General features: G+C 30.5%; 24 protein-coding genes. 23 read left to right on the top strand and 1 reads right to left on the bottom strand.

Features of this window, described 5'->3' with window-relative positions; translation table 11 throughout:
- Positions 1-102 precede the first annotated feature (102 nt).
- The 23 genes from plsX (at position 103) to CLOST_RS06800 (ending at position 21,046) form a co-directional block, all read left to right on the top strand.
- Positions 103-1,113 carry a phosphate acyltransferase PlsX gene (gene plsX, locus CLOST_RS06910; protein ID WP_013361564.1) on the top strand — a complete coding sequence of 337 codons (1,011 nt, stop codon included), beginning with the start codon at positions 103-105 and terminating at the stop codon, positions 1,111-1,113.
- Positions 1,114-1,158: 45 nt separating this feature from the next.
- A complete protein-coding gene (locus CLOST_RS06905) occupies positions 1,159-1,524 on the top strand; it encodes an Asp23/Gls24 family envelope stress response protein (protein WP_013361563.1) in 366 nt (121 codons plus the stop codon).
- A gap of 50 nt (positions 1,525-1,574) precedes the next feature.
- A complete protein-coding gene (gene nusB / locus CLOST_RS06900; RefSeq protein ID WP_013361562.1) occupies positions 1,575-1,976 on the top strand; it encodes a transcription antitermination factor NusB in 402 nt (133 codons plus the stop codon).
- A 55-nt stretch (positions 1,977-2,031) separates the two neighbouring features.
- Complete coding sequence (locus CLOST_RS06895; protein WP_162091641.1) at positions 2,032-2,934, top strand: tRNA (adenosine(37)-N6)-threonylcarbamoyltransferase complex transferase subunit TsaD; 903 nt, start codon at positions 2,032-2,034, stop codon at positions 2,932-2,934.
- A complete protein-coding gene (gene xseA / locus CLOST_RS06890) occupies positions 2,924-4,135 on the top strand; it encodes an exodeoxyribonuclease VII large subunit (protein WP_013361560.1) in 1,212 nt (403 codons plus the stop codon). The genes CLOST_RS06895 and xseA overlap by 11 nt, the downstream gene beginning before the upstream one ends.
- 19 nt (positions 4,136-4,154) lie before the next feature.
- Positions 4,155-4,331, top strand: a complete 177-nt coding sequence (gene xseB, locus CLOST_RS06885; RefSeq protein ID WP_197532980.1) for an exodeoxyribonuclease VII small subunit — start codon at positions 4,155-4,157, stop codon at positions 4,329-4,331.
- A 3-nt stretch (positions 4,332-4,334) separates the two neighbouring features.
- Positions 4,335-5,222, top strand: coding sequence for a polyprenyl synthetase family protein (locus tag CLOST_RS06880; RefSeq protein WP_013361558.1), 888 nt, complete (start codon positions 4,335-4,337; stop codon positions 5,220-5,222).
- 10 nt (positions 5,223-5,232) lie between these two features.
- Complete coding sequence (locus CLOST_RS06875; RefSeq protein WP_013361557.1) at positions 5,233-5,682, top strand: divergent PAP2 family protein; 450 nt, start codon at positions 5,233-5,235, stop codon at positions 5,680-5,682.
- A 28-nt stretch (positions 5,683-5,710) separates the two neighbouring features.
- Positions 5,711-7,594, top strand: coding sequence for a 1-deoxy-D-xylulose-5-phosphate synthase (dxs, locus tag CLOST_RS06870; RefSeq protein WP_013361556.1), 1,884 nt, complete (start codon positions 5,711-5,713; stop codon positions 7,592-7,594).
- A complete protein-coding gene (locus CLOST_RS06865; RefSeq protein ID WP_013361555.1) occupies positions 7,591-8,391 on the top strand; it encodes a TlyA family RNA methyltransferase in 801 nt (266 codons plus the stop codon). The genes dxs and CLOST_RS06865 overlap by 4 nt, the downstream gene beginning before the upstream one ends.
- 28 nt (positions 8,392-8,419) lie before the next feature.
- Positions 8,420-8,866: an arginine repressor gene (gene argR, locus CLOST_RS06860; RefSeq protein ID WP_013361554.1), complete on the top strand. Its 447-nt coding sequence runs from the start codon at positions 8,420-8,422 to the stop codon at positions 8,864-8,866.
- A gap of 14 nt (positions 8,867-8,880) precedes the next feature.
- Positions 8,881-10,560 (top strand): DNA repair protein RecN, encoded by a 1,680-nt coding sequence (gene recN / locus CLOST_RS06855; protein ID WP_013361553.1) that lies wholly within the window; start codon positions 8,881-8,883, stop codon positions 10,558-10,560.
- A 117-nt stretch (positions 10,561-10,677) separates the two neighbouring features.
- On the top strand, positions 10,678-11,799 hold the full coding sequence (gene steA, locus CLOST_RS06850) for a putative cytokinetic ring protein SteA (protein ID WP_013361552.1): 1,122 nt from the start codon (positions 10,678-10,680) through the stop codon (positions 11,797-11,799).
- A gap of 13 nt (positions 11,800-11,812) precedes the next feature.
- Complete coding sequence (locus tag CLOST_RS06845; RefSeq protein ID WP_013361551.1) at positions 11,813-12,673, top strand: copper transporter; 861 nt, start codon at positions 11,813-11,815, stop codon at positions 12,671-12,673.
- Positions 12,674-12,690: 17 nt separating this feature from the next.
- Positions 12,691-13,368: a glycosyltransferase family 2 protein gene (locus CLOST_RS06840; RefSeq protein WP_013361550.1), complete on the top strand. Its 678-nt coding sequence runs from the start codon at positions 12,691-12,693 to the stop codon at positions 13,366-13,368.
- A 27-nt stretch (positions 13,369-13,395) separates the two neighbouring features.
- Positions 13,396-14,199: an MraY family glycosyltransferase gene (locus CLOST_RS06835; RefSeq protein WP_013361549.1), complete on the top strand. Its 804-nt coding sequence runs from the start codon at positions 13,396-13,398 to the stop codon at positions 14,197-14,199.
- Positions 14,200-14,201: 2 nt separating this feature from the next.
- Positions 14,202-15,320, top strand: a complete 1,119-nt coding sequence (locus CLOST_RS06830; protein ID WP_013361548.1) for a DUF3866 family protein — start codon at positions 14,202-14,204, stop codon at positions 15,318-15,320.
- Entirely contained in the window at positions 15,286-15,831 is a 546-nt protein-coding gene (locus CLOST_RS06825) for an NUDIX hydrolase (protein ID WP_231853126.1), read from the top strand. The genes CLOST_RS06830 and CLOST_RS06825 overlap by 35 nt, the downstream gene beginning before the upstream one ends.
- Positions 15,818-16,699 carry a tyrosine-type recombinase/integrase gene (locus CLOST_RS06820; protein WP_013361546.1) on the top strand — a complete coding sequence of 294 codons (882 nt, stop codon included), beginning with the start codon at positions 15,818-15,820 and terminating at the stop codon, positions 16,697-16,699. Before CLOST_RS06825 ends, CLOST_RS06820 begins: the two co-directional genes overlap by 14 nt.
- 24 nt (positions 16,700-16,723) lie before the next feature.
- A complete protein-coding gene (locus CLOST_RS06815; RefSeq protein ID WP_013361545.1) occupies positions 16,724-18,049 on the top strand; it encodes a pyrimidine-nucleoside phosphorylase in 1,326 nt (441 codons plus the stop codon).
- A 16-nt stretch (positions 18,050-18,065) separates the two neighbouring features.
- A complete protein-coding gene (gene mltG / locus CLOST_RS06810) occupies positions 18,066-19,082 on the top strand; it encodes an endolytic transglycosylase MltG (RefSeq protein ID WP_013361544.1) in 1,017 nt (338 codons plus the stop codon).
- A gap of 36 nt (positions 19,083-19,118) precedes the next feature.
- Complete coding sequence (locus tag CLOST_RS06805) at positions 19,119-19,778, top strand: O-methyltransferase (protein WP_013361543.1); 660 nt, start codon at positions 19,119-19,121, stop codon at positions 19,776-19,778.
- 29 nt (positions 19,779-19,807) lie between these two features.
- A complete protein-coding gene (locus CLOST_RS06800; protein WP_013361542.1) occupies positions 19,808-21,046 on the top strand; it encodes a peptidase U32 family protein in 1,239 nt (412 codons plus the stop codon).
- Positions 21,047-21,155: 109 nt separating this feature from the next.
- Here CLOST_RS06800 and CLOST_RS06795 read toward each other — a convergent pair whose 3' ends face one another.
- Positions 21,156-23,663 carry a transglycosylase domain-containing protein gene (locus tag CLOST_RS06795; protein ID WP_013361541.1) on the bottom strand — a complete coding sequence of 836 codons (2,508 nt, stop codon included), beginning with the start codon at positions 23,661-23,663 and terminating at the stop codon, positions 21,156-21,158.
- Between the last annotated feature and the right edge of the window lie 21 nt (positions 23,664-23,684).

The raw sequence follows: 23,684 nt of genomic DNA, 5'->3' as shown, positions 1-23,684 counted from the left end.
ATAGATTGTATTGCTTGATATAAAAGGATCTTATTTTTCTCTCAAAAGTAGATTATATTCTAAGAGGGGAAATTATTTTGCATAAAAAGGAGTGATAATGGTATGAAAATTGCGTTGGATGTCATGGGTGGAGATAATGCTCCAAAATCAAATATTGATGGTGCAATAGAAGCGATTAAAGAGCTTAATGTTGAGATAATTTTGCTTGGAGATTCAGCTCAAATTCAGGAAATTATGCCTAAGGATGAAGCTGTAAGTTCAAAAATGACAGTAGTTCATTGTGATGAAACTATAACCTTTGATGAAAAACCTGTAAAAGCAGTTAGAACGAAAAAAAAATCATCCATTGTAGTTGGACTTAATATGCTTAAAAATAATGAAGTAGATGCTTTTGTTTCAGCAGGCAGTACAGGAGCAATATTAGCTGGAGGATTGTTTGTAGTTGGGAGAATAAAAGGTATTGATCGACCAGCACTAACAGGAGTTTTTCCAAACGAAAATGGCGGAAGCTTGATTATGGACGTAGGAGCAAATGCAGATTGCAAACCTAAAAATTTAGACGAATTTGCAATGATGGGTTCTATTTATGCACAAAATATACTCGGAAGAAAAAATCCTAAGGTAGCATTAGTAAACATAGGCTCAGAAGAAGGAAAAGGCAACGAACTATATAAAACTGCTTTTGAATTAATGAAAGCGAACGCCGATTATAATTTTGTTGGTAATATTGAAGCTAGAGAAATACCAACTTCTAATGTAGATGTCATTGTTTGTGATGGATTTACAGGTAATATAATTATAAAACTGACAGAAGGAATTGCATCAAGATTTTTTGACATGTTAAAAAAAGTTATGTTTGAAAATATTAAAACAAAGTTTGCAGCTTTGATGCTAAAAAAATCTTTGTATAATATGAAGAAAGAGTTAGATGCGGATGAACAAGGCGGTGTTCCGCTTTTAGGAATAGATGGAATAATAATAAAAGCTCATGGAAGTTCAAAAGCTAAGGCTATAAAGAATGCTATTAAGCAAGCAGTAAAATTTCATGATAGTAATTCTTTAACTACAATAAAAGATTATGCAAAAAAACACGTAAACAATGATATAATTTAAAATATAGATAATCTATTTTTAAGAACATTTTTGGAGGTATAAAATATGAATAGTAAAAATATTGGTCAAGTAAAAATATCTGAAGATGTTATATCGATAATAGCAAGTTTAGCTGCAACAGAAGTTGAAGGCGTAGCGCAAATGAGTGGGAGCATCACTGGAAATATTAGCGAAATTTTAGGCAAAAAAAATCATTCAAAAGGTGTAAAAGTGCAAGTGGCTGAAGATAAAGCAGAGATAGATGTATTTGTACATGTTGAATACGGAAGCGTGATACCAGATATTGCAAAAAAAATTCAGGACAATGTAAAGACAACAGTTGAAACTATGACTGGACTAGAAGTAACATTGGTAAATGTGTATATACAAGGGGTTACAACTAAGCATGAAAAAAATATAGAAACAAAATAAACAACCCTCTATTTTGAGGGTATTTTCTATTTGATAATATAGGAGGAAAAATGAAAAGAAAAGAGCTTAGAGAAGCGGCTGTAAAGCTGTTTTATGAAATGGATATTCAAAAGACTTTTGAACATAAGTTTTATAAAAATTTTTTGGCAGAAAATGAATTAGTTGCTTTAAAGGATAACTACCTGAAGGAAGTGTTTGATAACTTCTTATTAAATAGAGATAATATTGATGATATAATTCAAAAATCTAGTACTTCATGGGATATCAAGAGAATTGCTAAAGTGGATTTAAGTATTTTAAGAGTTGCAATAACTGAAATTTTATATCTTAGTGATATACCAGATAAGGTTTCCATTAATGAAGCAATAGATTTAGCAAAGAAATACGGAGATGAAAATTCATATAAATTTGTCAATGGACTTTTGGGGAAAATTGTCAAAAATGAAAACTAAAGTTTATTTAGGTTTGGATACAAGTTGTTATAGCACCTCAATTGCTGCAGTTGATATGAATAAAAATATAATTTTTAATAAAACTATTTTGCTTGATGTTAAAGCTGGGGAAAAAGGGCTTAGACAATCTGATGCTATATTTAAGCATATAAAAAATTTTACAACTATTGTAGATAAACAAAATATAGAAATTTTGGCTGTATGCGCATCTCAAAAGCCTAGAGATGTAAAAGGCTCCTATATGCCTGTTTTTATGGTTAGTGATTCCATAGGCCTTCTAATTGCCAATTTGGTAGGAGCGAAATATATTCCTTACTCTCATCAAGAAAATCATATTTCTGCGGTTTACAATCATTTGAATTTAAATCAAGATAATTTTTTGGGAGTTCACTTATCGGGTGGAACTACCGAGATACTTAAATGCAGTAAACATGATTATAAATACTCCACGGATATTATTTCTGCTACAATGGACATAAGCGCTGGGCAGCTTCTTGATAGACTTGCTGTTTCTATGGGATATTCATTTCCAGGTGGTAAATATATAGATGACTTAGCCTCGAATGTGTCAAATGTAAAAGAGCTATCTGAGATAAAAAAGAGAATTAATTTAAATATAAGTCTTAAAGAATATGGATTTCATTTTTCAGGGATAGAAACTAAATTAAAAAAATATATTGATATCTATAGTAACGAAGTAATTTCTAAGCTAGCAATAGATATAATAGGAGAAACTTTAGTTCAAGGCATAAAAAAAATGAATTGTTACATAGACAGTAGCATTATTTTTTTTGGTGGTGTAGCATCTAGTAAAGTTTTAAGAGAATATATTTTAAACAATGATACTTTCATTAACACAACTATTCATTTTGCTCCTAGTTATATCTCAAGTGATAATGCATTAGGTTGCGCCTTTGCAGCGAATGAATATATGAAAGGAAATTACAATGAAAATTAAAACTTTGTCAGTTACTGAATTAAACAATTATATATCTAAAATAATAAATTCTAATCCTCTCCTGCATAATTTTTCAGTATCTGGAGAGGTATTTAATTTAAAACAGACACAATATGGATATATATTTTTTTCTTTGAAGGACGAAAATTCAAAAATTAATTGCATTTATTTTTCTGAAAATAAAGTTACAATTTCAGATGGAGATAAATTAGTGGTTGAGGGAAAGTTAAATATTTATGAAAAAAATGGAACATACTCAATAATTGTGAAGAAATTTAATTCGATTGGATTAGGAGATTCTTATCTGGAATTTGAGAAAATAAAAAAAGCGTTAGAGGAAGAAGGCTATTTTGATAAATCAAATAAAAAACCACTTCCCAAACATCCTCAAAAAATAGGTATAGTAACTTCTATTTCAGGAGCAGCGATAAAAGATATTATTAAATTGGCACAAAAGAGATATCCAATAATTGAAATAGTAATATATAATGCAAAAATGCAAGGACAAGAAGCTGTAATAAATATAGTTGAAGGTATAAATATGTTAAATAATATAGAAGATATTGAGTTGATCATTTTGACGCGAGGTGGAGGGTCTTATGATGAATTGAGTATCTTTAATAATGAAATGATAGCAAAAAGTATTTTTGAATCAAAAAAGCCAATTATTTCTGCAATTGGACACGAAATAGATTTTGTAATCTCAGATTTTGTAGCTGATGCTAGAGCATCAACACCATCTTCAGCAATAGAGAACTTTCTACCGGATATAAATCATATTGAAACCTATATAATGCAATTAAAGGAAAAGATAGACTACTCTCTAAACAGAAAGCTTGAGTTTCATAAAATTAATTTGGGGAATATTGTTTCTATTCTTGAAAAATCAAATTTTAGTTATAAACTTGCCAATAATAGGAAAGATATATTTAATATGAAAATTAGATTAGATTATTCAATATATAAATCGGTTAATAAAGAGAAAAATTCAATTGAAAAATTTGGAGACAAGCTGAGTAGTTTAAATCCTATAGAAATAATAAACAAAGGCTATGCTATTATCGATAAGGATAAAGCTATAATAACTACTATTAATCAGATTTCAGTTGATGATATTGTAAATATAAAACTTAGCGATGGAATAGCTACAGCAAAAATCATATCAGTAAGAAATGAGGATAGAAAAAATGAAAAAAAATAAGGACTCCTTAGAAAGTTTAATGAAACAGTTGGAAACTATAACCAAGGAATTAGAAAGTAACTCCCTCAATCTTGAAGAAAGTCTAAAAAAATATGAAGAAGGTATTCGAATATATAAGCAATGTCATGATATAATAAATAGTGCAGAGTTAAAAATTAAAGTACTTAATGACGATAATTGTGATGGAGGCATCTAAGACATGAATTTCAAGGAATTAATGGAATTTGATAAGCAAATTGTAGAAAAGTATATGGATGAACTTTTATCTATAAATGTTATTTACGAAAAAAAATTAATTGAATCAATGAAATATAGTGTACAAGCAGGTGGAAAAAGGTTAAGGCCAATTCTATTTTTGGAAACTATAAAATTATTAAATAAAAATCCTTTTGATTTTATAGAAATAGCATGTGCTATAGAGATGATTCACACCTACTCCTTGATTCACGATGATTTGCCAGCCATGGATAATGATTCGCTTCGAAGAGGAAAGCCGACGAATCATGTGGTATTTGGCGAAGCTACTGCCATATTAGCTGGAGATGGGCTTTTAAATTTAGCTCATGAAATTATGATAGCTTTTGTATCAAAAAAATTGACTAAGAATAATATAAATGGGATAAATATAATTTCAAAAGCTGCAGGGATTAATGGAATGATTGCAGGTCAAGCGGTTGATATAGAGTCTGAAGGAAAAAGTATTGATATTGACACAATGAAATTTATACACAGCAATAAAACAGGTGCTTTAATTGAAGCCTCAATTGTTGCAGCAGCCGTCATGTCAGACGCAGATGATACAAGGATAGCTGCTCTAAAGACTTATGCGAAATATATTGGCTTAGCATTTCAAATTACTGATGACATACTTGATATAGAAGGAAATGAAGCCGAATTAGGGAAAAAAATTGGCAGTGATGAGCTAAATGATAAAGCAACCTATCCTAAATATTTTGGATTAGAGAAATCGAAGGAATATGCTAAAAATACGATAACAAATGCTATTGAAAGCTTAAATGTATTTGAACCTAGAGAAAAAACATTTTTCGTAGAATTAGCGGATTATATAATTTGTAGAAAAAAATAGGAGGTAAATCTTGAATTTTTTTAATGGAATAATTCATAATCAAGTTTTTATAGCTTGTTTTTTAGCTTGGTTTATAGCTCAATTGATTAAGGTTGTACTCACCTATTTTTTTGAAAACAGATTCGATGCTTCTAGATTTGTTGGGTCAGGAGGTATGCCTAGTTCTCATACTTCATTTGTTACTAGCTTAGCAACTGCAGTAGGTTTAGTTTCTGGATACGAATCTTCTGAGTTTGCACTTTCGCTAGTCCTTGCACTTGTAGTAATGTATGATGCTGCGGGAGTAAGACGATCAGTAGGAAAACAAGCTCAAATACTAAATGCAATTATTGATGATTTTCAAAAACATAGAAAAGATCCTCTAAATGAAGAGAGATTAAAAGAACTGATTGGACATACACCGATAGAAGTATTTGCTGGGGCTATCTTAGGTATTTTGATTGCACATTTAGTAGTTTAATTTAAAAGTTATGAAAGAGAGAGTAACTATGTATAAATATCTTGATAATATAAATAAGCCTAGTGATTTAAAGAGATTATCTTTAATTGAAATGGATGAGCTAGCAAAAGAGATACGCAAATTTTTGATAAAATCTGTTTCAAAAACAGGTGGACATTTAGCATCTAACCTAGGTGTAGTTGAGTTGACGCTTGCTCTTCACAGTGTATATGATACAACTAAAGATAAGATAGTATTTGATGTAGGGCACCAATCATATGTCCATAAGTTACTTACTGGGAGAAAAGAAAAATTCTCAACCTTAAGGCAATATGAGGGTCTAAGTGGATTTCCTAAAAGAAAAGAAAGTGTACACGATTGTTTTGAAACTGGCCACAGTTCTACCTCTATTTCAGCTGGACTTGGAATTGCACTAGGAAGAGATTTTTGTAAAGATAAATTTAAAGTAGTTTCAGTAATAGGGGATGGAGCGCTAACAGGCGGGCTAGCTTTAGAGGGGCTAAACCATCTTGGCAGTACAAATACTGATATGTTAGTTATTTTAAATGATAATGATATGTCTATATGTGAGAATGTTGGAGGATTATCAAATTCTCTTTACAATATAAGAATGACAAAAGCTTATAGAAAATTCTCTAAAAACATGATTAATTTTATTAGCTCTGTACCTGTTGTAGGAGTAAAGGCTACAAATGCTGCAGTGAGGATTAAAGATAGCTTGAAGCATATGGTAATGCCAGGAGCTTTCTTTGAGGAAATGGGTATAAAATATTTTGGTCCAGTAGATGGACATGATTATAAATCAATTGTACATGCTTTGAAGGAGTTAAATAATATAGAAGGACCTAAAATTCTTCATGTTTTAACTACGAAAGGAAAAGGGTATAAATATGCACAAGATAATCCAAGTGACTATCATGGTGTAAGCAAATTTGATATAGCAAAGGGAGTAATCTCAAGTTCTCAGCTTACATATTCAAGTGTAGCAGGAAATACACTAAATAGTATTTTTGAAAGAGATTCAAAAAGCGTTGCTATTACAGCGGCTATGATCAGTGGTACTGGACTTGATATATTATTTGAAAAACATTCTAAACGAGTGATTGATGTAGGGATTGCTGAAGAGCATGCTGTGACTTTGGCTGCTGGACTAGCAACCTCTGGGATAAAGCCATATTTTGTAGTTTATTCGACATTTTTGCAAAGGGCCTATGATCAAATTTTACACGATGTGGCTTTGCAAGATTTGCCTGTTACATTATTGATTGATAGAGCAGGATTAGTGGGAGAAGATGGAGAAACTCATCATGGGGTTTTTGATATTGGCTTTCTTTCGACTATACCTAATCTCACAATTATGTCGCCTCGAGATTTAATAGAGCTTCAAGATATGATAGAGTTTTCGCATTCATATAATCATCCTCTTGCTATAAGATATCCAAGAGGCAAAGCTGTGAATCTGAGTAGCCATGTTAGAGATTCAAGATTAATGAAGTGGGAATGGATTTATGAAGAAACCAAAATAGCAATTGTGGCTATTGGTAAAATGGTAGAAACTGCTATAAAAATAAGAGAAAGCATGGCTTTATTAGGAATTAAAATTGCTGTAGTAAATGCTAGATGCATAAAGCCGATGGATGATTTAAGTATTCAAAAATTATCAGAAACGATGGACTATATATTTTCACTTGAAGATCATGTTTATTCAGGTGGTTTTAGCTCAAAGTTAAAACAAAAGCTTTTCGATAGTGGATATATAGGAAAATTTAAGTCTTTTTCATTACCAGATGAGTTTATTGAACATGGGAACACTGAAATATTGCTATCAAAATATGGATTAGACAATAATACTATACACAAAAATATAATTGAGTGCATAAGATATAATGAAGGTTATGAGGAAATTTCATGAAAAAAAGATTAGATATATTATTAGTTGAAAAAAATATATGTTTGACTAGAGAAAAAGCAAAGCGAAATATAATGGCTGGAAATGTATATGTAAATAATTTAGTTTGTGATAAGGCTGGAACTTTAATAGATGAAGATGCAAATATAAATCTAAAATCTGAAGCATTGAAGTATGTAAGCAGAGGTGGATTAAAGCTTGAAAAAGCTATTGCTGATTTTGACATCGACTTAAAAAACAAGGTGTGTATAGATATAGGTGCTTCAACGGGAGGATTTACGGATTGTATGCTTCAAAATGGAGCGCAAAAAGTCTATTCGATTGATGTAGGTTATGGTCAGCTAGATTGGAAACTTAGAAATGACTCTAGAGTAGTTTGTATGGAAAGGACTAATTTTAGATATATAGACACTAATTTATTTGAAAATGAAAATGTTAATTTTGCAAGTATAGATGTATCTTTTATTTCACTAAAAATAATTCTACCTGTCTTAGTGAAGATAATATCAAAAGAACAATTTGATATTATAGCTTTAATAAAACCCCAGTTTGAAGCAGGAAGAGAAGAAGTTAAAAAAAATGGAGTAGTAAAAGATGCTTCAGTCCATAAAAGAGTCATACAAGAAATATTGATGTTCGCTCAAGGGATTGGGCTTGAAGCGCAAAATCTAGCTTACTCACCTATTACTGGACCTAAAGGAAATATTGAGTTTTTAGTACATTTTAAAGCTAGTTGTGAAAATAATAAGGATATTGATATTGATGATGTAGTAGGTATGGCGCATAACCAATTACTATAATTACAATAAAAATAAAGGGGGGAGCAATTTGAAACAACAAAGACATGCAAAAATACTTGAGATTATTGAAAATAATGAAATTGACACTCAAGATGAACTAGTTTTTGAATTAGGAAAAGCAGGTATTCAAGTTACCCAAGCTACTATATCAAGGGACATCAAAGAACCAAAACTTGTTAAGGTTTTAGGAGGAAATGGAGAATACAAATATGCATCACTAAGAGAATCAGATAAAAACTCATTTGATAAGTTAGTTAGATTTGTTAAAGAAGTATTATTATCTATTGACTACTCAGAAAATATAATTTGCCTAAAAACTGTTGATGGAGCGGGAAATTTAGTTGCTAAGGTAATTGATTCTTTAGAGGAAAAAGAAATTTTGGGGACAATAGGCGGAACAGATACAGTGTTTGTGTTAATGAAAAATAGAGAAGATATTCCAGGCTTTGTAGAAAGATTTGGAAAACTTCTTTAATCAGGAGACTATTCATGTTAAAAGAGCTATGTATAAAAGACTTTGCATTAATAGATTATTCTAAAATAAATTTTTTTGAAGGCTTTAATATTTTTACTGGCGAAACTGGTGCAGGAAAATCAATAGTCATAGATGCACTGCTTTTCGCACTAGGAAAGAGAGCTGATAAATCATTTATTCGAAAAAACAAATCAAAGACGACTATTGAAGCTATTTTTTATTTAGAATCAAATAATAAAGATGCTATAAAAAGTCTTTTAATCGAAGAGGGTATCGATTTAGATGAAGATATGATTATTCTAAGGAGAGAGATTTATGAAGATGGAAAAAGCACTTGTAGACTAAATGGCAAATTAGTTACTAGGAGCTTTTTAAGTCTAATTACTTCACTTATGATAACAATTCATAGTCAAAATGAATTTTCCGAGATATTGACAAAAGAGTCTCAGCTCAATATATTGGATGATTTTATTAGCTTAAAATCTGATGATGTTTATAATTCTTATAAAAAAATTTTTTTGTCATATAGACTAAAGCAAGAAGAGCTTAGCCAAATTTTAACTACTTATGATAACGCATTTATGCTAAGAGAGCTAGATATTATAAAATATCAAATAAAGGAAATTGAAGAGGCAAAATTAAATAAAGGGGAATTTGAAGGCCTTGAATCTAAAATAAATTTATTAGAACATTCAGAGGAAATTTCTTTGCTTATAAATAATATTTATAATGATTCTTATTCAAATTCTGATAACATACTCAAAAAGATAGATTTATTTAAAAATTCTTTAAGTAAGTTTTCTAAGTCTGATGAACTTATTAATAACTGGTATGAAGGTTTTAACGAAGTATATTATAAGCTTGAGGATATTACACTTACGATTAGGGATAATCTAGACAAATTCAGTTATGATTATGGAAAACTTGCAGATTTAAAGCAACGTTACAGTGACATTAATAAAATTCTTTTAAAATATGGCAAGGATATCGATTCGGTATTTGATTATCTTGGCGAAATGTACAGTAGAAAGAATTATTTAGAAAATATTGACTCAAATATTATAGATCTTAAAAAAGAAATTTCATCTCTTGAAATAGAACTTGAGAAATATTCAAAAAAAATATCTCAAAAGCGTTTAATTGGAATTTCAGAGCTTAAAAGCGCCATTGTTGATGAGCTAATATCACTCGATATGATAAATTCAAAATTTGATATCAAACTTGAGAATACAACTGAATTTGGAATAAATGGAAGAGATTCAATTTCTTTTTTGATATCATTCAATAAGGGAGAAGACCTAAAACCTTTTAACAAAATTGCATCAGGAGGAGAAATATCTAGATTCATGCTTGCGCTGAAAAAGGTGAGTGCAACATTTGATAATATTTCAACTATTGTATTTGATGAAATTGATACTGGAATTAGCGGAAAAGCTGCCAAGGTAGTGGGAGAAAAGCTAAAAGAAATATCAAAACATAGACAAATCATTTGTATTACACATTTGCCTCAAATTGCTGCAAAAGGAGATTATCATTTTGCAGTACAGAAATTAGAAAGTGGCGATAATACACATTCATTTATTACTCAGCTAAGCAAGGACGAGAGAATATCTGAAATAGCAAAGATGATTAGTGGAGATGATACTTCTACTACTTCCTATAAGTATGCAAAAGAAATGATAGAATTAAATTGAATTACTTATATAAACTCCTTAATAGGAGTTTTATTTGTTATTTTTTCTATGGAGTAATGTGATATAATAAGCTTTGAATGCAATTAATATATGCATAGTTTATTGGAGGCAATACATATGTTGTTTAAAGGAAATATAGCTAAAGATAAGAGAACTAAAGATTTAGCAAAAAGAATAAAGCCTGGTGAAATTGCTATAATTGACCACAAAGACTTAGATGAAATAGCGGCAAACTCGCTTGTAAATTCTAAAATTAAAGCAATAATAAATCAATCTCCTTCAATTAGCGGAAAATACCCTAACAAAGGACCTAGTATTCTTTTAGATAATGGAATATTTATTATAGATGTTGACTTTGATTTGATGGATAGGCTTGATGAGGGTGATTTAATCGAGATTGATGAATATGGGAATATTTTTAAGGATGAAGAAAAAATTTGTAACGGATTGATAATTGATAAAGAAAAAGTTGAGAGTTTGATAAAATTTGCATATGAAAATATTTCAGAGGAACTTGAAAAATTTATAGATAATACTATTGAATATGCAAAAAAAGAAAAAGGAATGATATTAGGTGATGTAGTTATTCCACCACTCAAAACGAAGTTTAATAATAAGCATGTATTAATTGTAGTAAGAGGGCAAAATTACAAAGAGGATTTATCTACAATAAGATCTTACATAGACGAAGTTTCTCCTATATTAGTTGGAGTAGATGGTGGAGCAGATGCTCTACTGGAGTTTGGGTTAATCCCTGACTTAGTTGTTGGTGATATGGATAGTATTAGTGATGAATGTTTAAAAAAGTCAAAGGAAATAGTTGTCCATGCTTATCCTGATGGAAGGGCTCCTGGTCTTTCTAGAATTGAAGAACTTGGATTAGAATCGGTTGTACTTCCTTCGCCTGGAACAAGTGAAGATATTGCAATGCTAATAGCATATGAAAATAATGCAGAGCTGATTGTTGCTGTAGGTACCCATTCAAATATAATTGATTTCTTAGAAAAAGGCAGAAAGGGGATGTCAAGTACATTCCTAGTTAGACTTAAAATAGGATATAAATTAATTGACGCAAAAGGGGTTAGTTTGCTTTATAAGGGCAGTTTAAAACTAAAATACGTTTGGTGGCTTTTTATAGCAGCTATGTTTCCAATATTGATTCTTATATATCTGTCTCAGCCTATGCAGCAGATAATAAAACTGTTGGAAATACAGCTTAAAATTTTATTGAATTTTTAATGGAGGATAAAATATGTTTATCAATATAAAATATTTTATTGTAACTATTGCGGCAGTGTTTTTTTCACTAGGCATAGGTATAATGATAGGCTTTAATCTCAATAATTCAGAAATATTTACTCAACAGCAAATAAAATTAGTAGATGATATGGATAAGAAACTTAATGAGCTTAGAGTAAAAAATGACGAAATGAACAATCAATTAGTAGAAAAGGATAAATCTATAGAAATTTATAATGAGTTTGTAAATTCTTACTATGAAGATTTAATTAAAGATAGATTAGTTGATAAGAACCTTCTAATAATTCAAACAACAGGTGATTATTTCTTTTCTGATATATCACAGTGGGCAGCTATATCCGGAGCAAATATTCATACCTACCTCACTATTAATTCAAATAATTTTAATAGCTTAACTATAGCTCAATACCCAGATTTGTTCACTGAAGACAGTCTAGATACTGAGAAGATTTTTAATTACATAATAAACTTAACTTCAGAGAACAACAGTTTAAAACTAGCTGAACTTGAACAACTGGGGATACTAAAGATAGTTTCAACTTCGAATAATCAAGAACCATTCAATCAAGTTATTTTACTAGGTGGAGAGCTTGAAGAAAGTAAAGAAAAAGTTGAAAAAGTAGATTTAGCTTTAGCAAGAAGCATTTCTTCTAAAAACATTCCAATAGTTTTTGCAGAAGAATCAAATGCAAATTATTCTTCGATTGAACAATTTAAAAACCTTAAAATTTCAACTGTTGATAATGTTGACCAAGCTATAGGAAGAATATCGTTATCTGTGGTTTTATCAGGGGTAGATGGAAACTATGGTATAAAAGATACTGCAAGTAAACTGTTTCCAACATACAAATAAATAAAAAAGGTGAAATTATGAAAATAGCAGTGTTAGTTCCAGCGTATAATGAGGAAAATCAAATTAGAAATACAATAAAAGGAATAATGGACATACCTTATGATATAGATCTATTTGTAATAGATGATGGTTCAACAGATAATACAGTAAAATATGTTCAGGAGTTTAAAAACGTTAACTTGCTTACTTATGAAGCCAATAAAGGAAAAGGGTATGCGCTAAATTTTGGACTTAAAAAAGTAATTGACAATTATGATATAATTGGTTTTTTAGATGGAGATATAGGTGAAACATCGTCTGAGGCTGAAAAGCTCATAAAACCAATTTTGTACGACAATATTGATGTGACTATTGCTCAGTTCCCCTCTGCAAAGAAAAAAGGTGGATTTGGATTTGTAAAGAGATTGTCCTTTTCGGGAATTAAATATTTTACTGGAAAAGAAATTTACAGTGGGTTATCTGGCCAAAGATTTTTTAAAAAAGAAGTGCTTGAAATTATAGAAGAGATTCCGTTTGGCTATGGAGTCGAAGTAGGAATGACTATTGATATTTTAAAGAAGGGCTTTACAATTAAAGAAGTTCCTGTTGTAATGACTCACAATGAAACAGGGAGAAATATTTCCGGTTTTATCCATAGATTTAAACAATTTTATCATATTATATTGATTCTTATAAAAAAATCGCTTAGGAATTAATTAAAGAAGGTTTATAAGGAGAGAGATATGCAATACGCTATTATAGGATTTGTTATAGCAGTGATGACAGGAAAGTTTTTTCTTAGTCAAATTTATAACATACTATTTGATTCAAATATGCTTCAAGAAAATTTCAAGGGAGAAAAAATACCCATCGGAATGGGACTTTTCTTTATACCATCATTAATTATTTTTTCTATGTTTTTTCAATTACATTATAACGATACTGGCATAAATCTGATTTTAGTAGGATGTATTTTGATGGCTTTTGTAGGATATTTGGATGATAGTACAGTAGATAAATCTAACAAAGGATTAAAGGGACATATAAAGCAGCTCTTTAAAAATAAAGTTACTACAGGAATGCTGAAAGCTTTGGCAGGATTTGGCATTTCATTATATATATCTCTTAGCATTTCCAATAGCCTACAAGAGATTATTATAAATACTTTACTAATTTCATTATTTACTAATTTTATGAATTTGTGGGATTTGAGGCCAGGAAGAGCTACTAAAGTGTTTATATTAATTGCAATTATTGGATTCTTTTTATCTATATCTTATACGCAGTACTATTTTGCATTATTTATATGTTTAAGTCTTATATATATAAAAGGAGATTTAACTGCAAAGTATATGCTTGGAGATACGGGCTCAAATTTACTTGGTATATTTTTAGGAATCTGCTTTGCCATTGATTTAGCATTTTATTATAAAATTGCTCTTGTAGTCTTCCTTATTGTGATGCATATATTCGCAGAGAAAGTGTCCTTTTCAAAAATAATTGCAAAAAACAAATTATTAAACAAAATTGATATGATGGGAAGATAGAAATGAATAGTATATCATGGAACGAAGGTATTGTAGTAGATATAATTAAATCATATGAGGATTATCAAGAAATAAATGTAAAAACAGATTTTGGAGTTAGAAAAGCTATTAATTATACTATATTTACGGGAATTGTAAATATAGGAGATCAGATAACAGTAAATACTACAGCGGTAGAACTAAGTCTAGGTACTGGAGGCTATGATTTTGTAGTGTTTAATCATTCTCTCAAAAACAAAGCATTAGATAAAGCTCCTGGGCATATAATGAAGCTTAGATACACTCCGTATCAATTCAAAACATTGTCTGTTGAAGAACAAGATAGTGATTATCATTTAGAAATAGAGAAATTTAATACTTTAAATAAATTTCCAATTGTTGTTGGAACGCTTCACAGTCAAGTATCGGTTTTCTTTGAATCGTATAAACATTTATCGAAGAAGGATACAACTGCAGTTTATATAATGACTGATGGAGCAGCCTTACCTATCCAGCTAAGTAACAATATAAGAGTACTGAAGTCTGAAAAAATAATAGACTATACTATTACAGTTGGCAATGCGTTTGGAGGAGATTATGAAGCTGTTAATATATATTCTGGAATAGTTTTTGCATATGAAGTTTTAAAAGCAGATATAATTATGATATGTATGGGACCTGGGATTGTTGGTACAGGAACGAAATATGGATTTTCTGGGATTGAACAAGGATATATTTTAGATGCAATAGAAAAGCTTGGAGGTACACCTATTGCTCTGCCTAGAATTAGCTTTTCAGATTCTAGAGATAGACATAAAGGACTTAGCCATCATAGTATTACAATTTTAAAAGATATTGTAAATGCGCACTGCATCATACCGTATAGTATTACTGATTTAGATAAAGACAGCTTTATAAATAATCAATTTACAGACAATGGGTTAGATTTAAAACATACTATTATAAATACTAAAGGCTATAACTACAATGAAATTGTTAGTGAATTTATAGTTAAACCAAAATCGATGGGTAGGACTTATACGGATGAACCTTATCTATTTGATGCTTGTATATCTGCATCAGAGTTTGTCTTAGGAGGAGAAGCTAATGCAAAGTATGCCAGAGAAAACTGTCTCGACTAAAGATATTTATACTGGAAAAGTAATTACAGTTAAAGTGTCTACAGTTGAAATTAAGGATCAAAAATATTCTCAGCGAGAAATAGTTACCCATCCAGGGGGAGCTTGTGTTGTTGCAATTAATGAATCTAAAAAAATAATATTGGTGAGGCAGTTTAGGAAACCAATTGAAAATTATACAATTGAACTTCCAGCTGGGAAATTAGAAAGTAATGAAGATCCGAAAAATTGTATAAAAAGAGAACTTCATGAAGAAACAGGGTATATATCACATGACATTAAATTCATACAATCTTTTTATACTTCACCAGGGTTTTCTACAGAGAGAATTTATATTTATTTTTCTAAGGTAAAAGAAAAGAATGAGCCAAATCCTGAAGATGATGAAATGATTGATGTGCTAGAAGTATCCTTAAATGAAGCTCTAGATATGATAAAAAGAAATGAAATTTCAGATGCTAAAACCATTATTGGAATAAACTGGTTAAAGGATAATGAAAATGAGCTTCTCTAATATTAATCAGTTACTAGATGATTACTATCTTTATCTATCTAAACAAAATATTAAGAATAACACTGTTTTAGCTTACTATTTTGATTTTAAAAATTATTTAGAAACATCAGAGCCTGTGGAACTTGATAATCTATTTAGGGTTGACCATCTGATAGAATTTATTAGTCAATCCTCAATTAGTGAATCGACTAAAAAAAGAAGACTAGCTTCAATAAAAAAAGCATATTATTATTTAATTCAAAATAATATTGTAGCTAATGATATAAAGTTTCTTTCGAATTTAAATTCTATTAATATTGAAAAAAAAAGTATAGTATCTAGCGATAACATACTTTCTGAAGAAGAAATTGATATATTACTGAATACGCCTAATGATTCTATTTCACTTAGAGATAAGGCTATTATAGAAACAATATACACATTAGGATTAAGAACATCTGAAATAGTAGAACTGAAAGTGCGGGATATTGATTTGAATCTTAATCTTATTAGTATTTATAGAAATTCAATAAAAAAAACATTCTCTCTCGATAGTGATATTAACTCATCATTAATCAACTATTTGAATTATGAAAGATTAGAATTTAAATTAGAGACGAATTATTTGTTTTTAAATAAGAATAAAGAAAAGCTATCAAGGCAGAGCGTATGGAAAATAATTGCAAAGTATGCAGAAAATCAAAATATTGAAACAAAAGTAAACCCTAAAATACTTAGGAAATCTTTTGCACTACATTTAATAAAAAATGGTGTTTCAATAAATACTGTTTCTGAAATTTTTGGTATTGATAATTTAAACTTTTTATTAAGAGAAGCTGATAATAAACAATCTTATATTGAAATAAAGGATTTTTTTAAAAATAAATAATTCTTTTTATAAAAGAGGTGCTATATGAAGGCTATAGATATTATAAGAAAAAAACGAGATGGACTAGAACTGACTAAATCAGAAATAGATTTCCTAATCGATGGCTACACTAATGATTTGATTCCTGATTATCAAATGTCAGCATTACTGATGGCGATATATTTTCAAAAGATGAGTAAAATTGAGACGGTATATCTAACTCAAGCCATTATAAATTCGGGAGAAAGAATAAACTTAGACCAAATTGATGGAATTAAAGTGGATAAGCATTCTACTGGTGGGGTAGGTGACAAAACTACTATAGCACTTGCACCTATTATTGCTAGTTTAGGGGCTCCTTTGGCAAAGATGTCTGGAAGAGGACTGGGGCATACTGGTGGAACACTAGATAAACTAGAATCTATTCCGGGATTATCTACAGATTTAGAAAAAGAAGATTTTATTAGAAATGTTAATGAGTCCAAAATAGCCATAGCTGGTCAAACTGGAAAAATCACACCTGCGGATAAAAAATTGTATGCGTTAAGAGATGTAACAGCGACTGTAGATAATATTTCATTAATTGCAAGCAGTATTATGAGCAAAAAACTAGCATCTGGTGCAGATGCAATAGTTCTTGATGTAAAAACAGGAAGTGGAGCTTTTATGAAAAGCTTACATGAATCCTTTTCTTTAGCAAAGGAAATGGTTGATATAGGAAATGAAATGGGGAAAAGGACACTAGCTGTAATAACAGATATGGATCAGCCACTTGGAAATGCAGTTGGAAATTCACTAGAAGTTATAGAAGCAATTGAGACTTTAAAAGGCAATGGACCGAGTGATTTTTATGAATTATGTGTTAACTTAGGTGTTCATATGCTAATTTTAGCTGAAATAACTGATAATATTGATGATGCAAAAAAAATGATTGAAAATTCGATTTCTAATGGTTCAGCTTTAAGAAAGCTAGAAGAATTAATTGAAAACCAAGGAGGAAATCCAAAGGTTGTTAATGATTATAGCTTATTTAAGCAAGCAGATTATAAAACGGAGGTTAAATCAATAAAATCAGGTTACATTAAAGGGATAAATGCAGAAATGATAGGAAGAGCAGCATTAGCAGTAGGAGCAGGAAGAGAAACAAAGGAATCGAAAATAGATTTAAGTGCTGGAATAATCCTTAATAAAAAAATTGGAGATATGATAGATTTAGATGAAAGCTTGGCGGTTGTTCATCATAATGATATGAGTAAATATGAAGAAGCTAAAGAGTTAATTCTATCAGCATATATTATTTCGTCAGAGAAAACGGCACCGAAAAAATTAATTCATGGTTTAGTTCTCAAGGATGAGATTATTAGATTTTAGAGGTAAAGGTGACTAAATGAAAAGTATTATTAAATTTTTGTTTTTGGGATTGGTTTTAATTTTTATTATAATTGGAGGTATATTCATTGGATATAAATCCTTGATTTCTCCAGTATCAAATGATACTTCCTTAATTGAAGTCGATATATCTGACGGAAGCAGTTTAAAAAGTGCTGCGAGACTTTTAGAAGAAAAAAATCTTATTAAAAACGAAACAGCATTTTTAATTTATGCAAAAATTAATTCTCTTGAGAATATAAAAAGTGGAAGCTATTCTCTTAATAAGTCCCAAAACGTAGAGGAAATTTTGCAGATTCTGAATAAAGGCTCTAAACCAATAGGGATAAAAATTACAATACCTGAAGGTTATGAAATTAGAAATATAGCTGAAAAACTAGAAAGTGCTGGGATAACTGATTTTGATTCTTTTATTAGTGATACAAGTAATGTAGATTTATATAAGTCGCAGTACCCTTACTTAAACCTTCCAGAAGTAAAATCATTAGAGGGTTTCTTATTTCCGGATACCTACTATATATCTAAAGAGGCTACGAATGAGCAAATAATAAAAATGTTTCTTGATAGATTTAGTGAAGTATATGAAGAGCAGCAGTTAGAATCTAAAATACAAGAAAGTGGTTTGAATATAAATGAATTTATTACCTTGGCATCAATTGTTGAAAGAGAAGCTGTAAAAAAAGAAGAAAGGCCAATTATAGCTGGTATTTTTTATAATAGGCTTAGCATTCAAATGCCACTACAATCTTGTGCTACAGTACAATATATTTTGAAAGAAAGAAAACCGGTACTATCTATTGCGGACACGAAAATTGATTCTCCATACAACACTTATTTAATTAAAGGCTTGCCACCTGCGCCAATTGCATCTCCAGGATTAGATGCTATATTGGCTACTTCAAATCCTCAGCAGACTAAATTTTTATATTTTGTTGCTAAAGGAGATGGGGGACACGAATTTTCTGAAACTTATGAGCAGCATTTACAAGCTAAGAAGAAATATTTAGGTGAATAATTTTTATTCACCTATTTAGATTAACAGGAGAGAATAATGTATATATTAGATACAATAAACCCTAGAATAGTAGACGATTTTATAAATAATTTATCATGTAATAAAAGTAATTTAATTCAAGATTTGCACCAATATGCAATTGAAAATAAGGTTCCAATAATTAAAGATGATGTATCTAGTTTTATTAGAAATATTCTATTGACAAAGAAACCTAAAAGAATTCTAGAACTTGGTACAGCAATTGGATACTCAGCTATATTAATGGCTGAAACTTTATCTGGAAATTGCACCATAGATACTATTGAAAAGAACAATGATATGTATGATATTGCTGTAAAAAATATAAAAACCTCTGGATATAAAATAAATCCGATACATGGGGATGCTTTGGTTGAGATAAAGAAGCTCGAAAATACTTACGATTTTGTATTTATTGACGCAGCAAAGGGTCATTATAAGGAATTTTTTGACCTTATTATTCCGAAGCTAAATAATGAAGCAATAATTATTGGCGACAACATTCTTCATAAGGGGTTAGTCTGTCTTCCACTTAATGAAGTTCCAAGGAGACAGAGGACTATCGTTAGAAACATGAAGGCATTTATTGATTATATTTACGCTAATGACAATATAAGAACAAGCATACTCCCAATTGGAGATGGATTAATGGTTAATAATATTTTAAATACTTTATAAGTTTAATTTGAAAGGTTATAGGTGATTTTTTGAAAAGAGTTGAATTATTAGCACCTGCAGGAGATTTAGAAAAATTAAAAATGGCCATTATTTATGGTGCAGATGCAGTTTATATAGGTGGAGAAAAATTTGGGTTAAGAGCAGCATCAAAAAACTTTACTGAAAGCGAAATGATTGAAGGGATAAATTTTGCGCATGAACATGAGAAAAGGGTTTATGTAACATGCAATATAATTCCACATAATGAGGATTTAGATGGAGCTTCAGAATATTTTAAGTATCTTGAAAGTATAGGGGTAGATGCAATTATTATTTCTGACCCTGGGTTTTTATTAATTGCAAAAGAATCTGTCCCAAGCATGGAGTTACATTTAAGTACTCAGGCAAATACTACTAATTTCAGTAGTGCTAAATTTTGGCATTCACAAGGAATAAAAAGGATTGTAACTGCAAGAGAGTTATCCTTAGGTGAGCTAAAGGATTTCAAAAATAATATTCCTTCAACGCTTGAATTAGAGGCATTTGTTCATGGGGCAATGTGCATTTCATACTCTGGAAGATGCTTAATCAGCAATTATTTTACTTCTAGAGATGCTAATAGAGGCGAATGCGCACAACCTTGCAGATGGAATTACGCTCTAATGGAAGAAAAGCGTCCAGGACAATTTTATCCAGTAGAGCAAGATGATAGAGGAACATATTTCTTTAACTCCAAAGATTTGTGTCTTATAGAATATATCCCTGAACTAATTAAATCAGGGATAGATAGCTTAAAAATTGAGGGAAGAATTAAGACTTCATATTATGTTGCAACTGTAGTTAGGGCATATAGAATGGCCATAGACGCATATTACGAAGATCCTGAAAATTGGAAGTTTAATGAAGCTTGGATGGATGAGCTTATGAAAGTGAGCTATAGGGATTTTACAACAGCATTTTTTGAATCTGACGATACATCTGAATCTCAAAACTATGGTTCAAGTTCATATATAAGGAATTTTGATTTTGTTGGTTTAGTTAAAAGTGGCACTAACCAAGAAGGCTATGCACTTATAGAACAAAGAAATAAGTTTTCAAAAGGAGAAATTGTTGAGATTATAGGACCTGATAGTAACTCGGTTTTGCTTTCTCAAATATTGGAAATTAAAGATATTAAAAATATCACACTTGAATCCTCAAATGTTCCGAAACAAGAGGTCTATGTAAAACTAGAAGCTAATGTGAAAGAAAATTATATTTTAAGAAGAGCAGTTGAGAAAAATGATTAGGACTATAGGAAATGGATTGTTAATGCTTTAAAATAAAAAAATACACTGCTAGATTTATCACTATTGTGAGTAAACTACAGTGTATTTTTTTATAAAACAATTTTGAAATCTATGGATTATCAAATATTGGAACTATATCCTCTCCAGCTGGTGGTGGACTTTGATTATTTTGATTACCATTATTTGAATTTGGATTATTATTCGGATTTCCATTTCCGTTGTTTGAATTTGGGTTATTCAAAGAATCATCATCTTCTTGGTCATCGTCTAAAAGCTCATCATCTGGGAATAAATCTTCATCAGTTAACTCTTCTTCAATAGGGGTATTTTCGTCATTATGGATTTCGCAATATTGTGTAGGAGCACTACCTGATTTAAAGAGCTCTGTTGTAGCAGTTCCAGCTCTACTGCATGCTTCAGTAAGTAAGCCGCCAGACAGCTTGCAGATAGATACTTCTGTGATGCCATTTGGTCTAGAAAATTCTTTATTATTTAAATCCTTATGAACCTGCTCCATAACATTTTTCCAAAGCCGAGCAGACATAGCACTTCCATCGGAGAGTTCTGTTGGCATATCTGTTCCAATCCATGTAGCTGCGGTATAGTAAGGAGTAAAGCCTACAAACCAAGCATCTTTTTTGTCTGATGTGGTTCCTGTTTTTCCAGCAGTAGTAATATTTGAAAGCTTTGCTTGCTTTCCTGAGCCATTTAGTACAGCAGTTCTTAGCATATCAGTTAAAATGTATGCAGTCTGTGAATCTGTAATTTCTTTGTTAATATTTTTGTTCTCAAAAATTATATCTCCGTTAGAATTTTCAATTCTAGTGAAGAATATTGGTCTAGACTGATTACCTTGATTAGCAATAGCAGTATATGCAGAAGTTATTTCAAGAGGGGTAAGTCCTTTTGTCATACCACCAAGAGTAAGAGATAAGTTCTCATCATTGACTCTTGAATTTTGATCTCTAGTAACTATGGTTGTGAACCCCATTTTTTGTAGATAGCTAATCATTGTATTAATTGATTGTTCAGGCGAAGAAGATAAACTCTCTCCTATTTTAACAGCACCTACATTCGAAGAACGTTCAAGTAATTGCCTAACAGTTGAAGGGCCGTAATATGAGCCAACGTTTTTAGGCCAGTATCCACCTTTACCATCTTCTCTTGGAGAATCATCATAGACGTCTGCTGCTGTAATACCTTTTGATAATGCTGGAAGGTATACCGCAAGAGGTTTTATTGAAGAACCTGGTTGTCTAGGATTAAGTGCTCTATTATAAATCCTATTTCCACCAATTCCTCTTCCTCCAACGAGACCTCTAACTTCTCCTGTGTATTGATCCATTATAACCATTGCGCCCTGAGGCTGAATTATGCCATTTTCATCGGTATATGAGCCTGGAAAATTGCTTTTGTTTTCGAATTCTTTTTCTAATATTTTTTGGATGTTAGTATCTAGTGTGGAATAGATTCTTAAACCGCCATTGTATAAAATATCAATTGCTTCATCTTCTGTATATCCTTTTTGCATGAAAGCTGTAATTACATCTTGTTTTAGCTTATCCATGAAGTAAGTCGAAATTCCTTGTTCTTTTTTCTTACCGATTTTTATTACTATTTCATGATTAATTGCTTCTTGGTATTCTGAGTCAGTTATATAACCTAATTCATTCATTTTAAAAAGAACTGTTTCTTGTCTTTTTTTAGACTCAGGATTTAAAACTGCTTTTCTTAAATATACATCGCCTTTTTTTAACAGGTTGTATTCAAAATTATCAATCTTTCCTATATTTAAAGCTTTTTCATATATTAATAAATCATTTTCTGTTGGAAGAGGAGTTTCCTCTGTGCTTGGCAATACTACAATTTCGAAAGCCGATAACTCATCAGTAACATCAATAGTTGAGGTTACGTATGGTGAAAACTTATAAGGATACTTAGTTATACCGGCTACCATAGCACATTCAGCTAAATTTAGTTCAGATACGTCTTTTGAAAAATAAGTTTGAGCTGCAGCTTGAACCCCTATAGCCCCTCTACCTAGAGACATAGTATTTAGATAAGCATGCAAAATTTGATCTTTATTAAGCTGTTTTTCTATTTCTAGAGCATAATATGCATCCTTAATCTTTCTGGTTATATCTTTCTCTGGAGATGTATAAAGATTTTTTGCTAACTGCATAGTTATGGTTGATGCACCTTGAGCTAAGCTTCTAGTTTTAATGTCATATAGAAGTGCCCCACCTATTCTTTTTATATCAACTCCTGGATGCTTATAGAATCTTTCGTCTTCGATTGCTATTACAGCTTCTTGTAAATGTTTAGGGATTTGATCTAAAGGTACAATTGTTCTATAGTTAGAACCATGAACTTTTTCAATCAAGTTGCCACTAGAATCATATATAAATGAACTTTCATCGAGCATATTTTGGATACTAGCAGCATTTATTGGTTGAGCTGTTTTTACGACTGCAAACAGTAATCCAAGGCCAAGTGCTGAGCCAATTATAAAAAAAGATAAAAAAACTAGTATTATTACTCTAAAAATACTAACTCTTTTTTTCTTTTTATTTTTGGAGACATTTTTAGCTTTAGTCTCTGTATTTTTACTACTCATATATTACCTCCTTAATTTCAT

The organism is Acetoanaerobium sticklandii (assembly GCF_000196455.1).
Lineage (GTDB): Bacteria > Bacillota > Clostridia > Peptostreptococcales > Filifactoraceae > Acetoanaerobium > Acetoanaerobium sticklandii.
This window is presented reverse-complemented; position numbering and strand designations above follow the sequence as displayed.